The following is a 1,448-nucleotide window of genomic DNA, read 5'->3' as shown; positions in this document are numbered from 1 at the left end:
CGGTGAGCGCGCTCACCGTCGGCTCGTCCAACTCGACCCGCCGGACCTCGGTCCCGTCGAGGGCCATCGACACGACGAACCGCTCCGGCTCGTCGACCGCGCCGGACGCGGCCAGTCGCTCCTGGAAGGCGTCGATCCCGTCGTCGCCGAGCGCGACGTACACGAGGTACTCGCCGTCGTCGTCGAAGACGCCCTCGACCTCGTCGAGGTCGCCGGCGCCGAACAGCCGCCGGTCGTCCTCGCCGTCCCGGAGGAGCCGCGCCTCGAACGGGGCCTCCGGATCGACGTCGACCGCGCCGGCCGGACCGCCGCTCTCGTCGCCTCCGGTCGAGCCGCCGCCGACCGGATCGTCGTCGATCGCTCCGTCGCCGGACGCGCCGTCGCCGCCCTCGCCGTCCGTCACCGCCGTCGCCCCGGCGAAGCCGACGGCACCGACCGCGCACGCGGCCCCCGCCCCGGCGAGCATTCCGCGTCGAGAGAGTTCCATACTCGACGGTCCCCGTCGGGGTTCAAAAGGGTTACACGCCGATTCACGCCGCTGATAACGGGTCCCGGTGGCGGATTCGGCGGCTCACTATCAGCCCCCGCCGGCTCACGCGTCCGCGAACTCAACCTCCTCGCGCAGCGTCGTCTCGCCGAACAGCCAGTCCGCGTGGTCGACGGCGTACTCGCGGTGGTCCTCGGTGATGTAGCCGAGCGCGTCCTCGACGACGACGGGACGGTAATCACGCAGGCCTGCGCTGCCGGCCGTGTGAAGGACGCAGACGTTCGCGAGCGTTCCGCAGATCAGCAGGTCGTCGATCCCGTGCGCGTCGAGGTACCCCTCCAGCTCGGTCCGGTAAAAGGCGTCGTAGGTGTGCTTCTCGACGACGTGGTCGTCAGTGCGGACGTCGAGCCCCTCGACGAGCTCGGCGTCCCACGACCCCTCGACGACGTGTTCGCCCCAGCGGTCGAACTCGTCGTAGTAGTGCGTCTCGTCGAACTGCTCCGGCGGGTGGACGTCGCGGGTGTAGACGACGCTCGCGCCCGCCTCGCGCGCCTGCTCGACCAGCGCCGTCACCGGCCCGATCGCCGCCTCGCTCGGTTCGGCGTAAAGGCTCCCGTCCGGGTGACAGAAGCCGTTCTGCATGTCGACGACGATCACCGCGGTCTCGGTCGGATCGTACGGCATACGCGGCGATTGGGGTCCCGGTGTGAAAAATGCGAAGCCGGCCGTCGCGTCGCCGCCGGCGACCGACGGACCGGCAAACTACTTACCGGGTCGGTTGTAATCGCCACTATGCGACGGGTTCTCACCCTCTCGGTCGTCGCCGCGATCGCACTCCTCTCGCTCGGGGTCGGGGGAGTCGCCGCTGGCCCGGTCGCGGATAGCGTCGCTCCCAGTCAGACCGCGGATAGCGTCGCTTCCGGTCCGACGGACGTCGCCGCCGGCGACGTCCGTCGGACCG

The 1,448-nt window shown here is 70.9% G+C and carries 2 protein-coding genes; both read right to left on the bottom strand.

The window, feature by feature from the left end:
• Positions 1-487 (bottom strand): hypothetical protein (locus DJ74_RS18965; RefSeq protein ID WP_094525970.1); only part of this gene is annotated, 487 nt, incomplete at its 3' end.
• 105 nt (positions 488-592) lie between these two features.
• Positions 593-1,171 (bottom strand): cysteine hydrolase family protein, encoded by a 579-nt coding sequence (locus DJ74_RS00515; RefSeq protein ID WP_094521854.1) that lies wholly within the window; start codon positions 1,169-1,171, stop codon positions 593-595.
• Positions 1,172-1,448: the final 277 nt, after the last annotated feature.

The sequence above is a fragment of the Halorubrum sp. Ea8 genome, from assembly GCF_002252925.1.
In the GTDB taxonomy this organism is placed as follows: Archaea; Halobacteriota; Halobacteria; order Halobacteriales; family Haloferacaceae; genus Halorubrum.
This window is presented reverse-complemented; position numbering and strand designations above follow the sequence as displayed.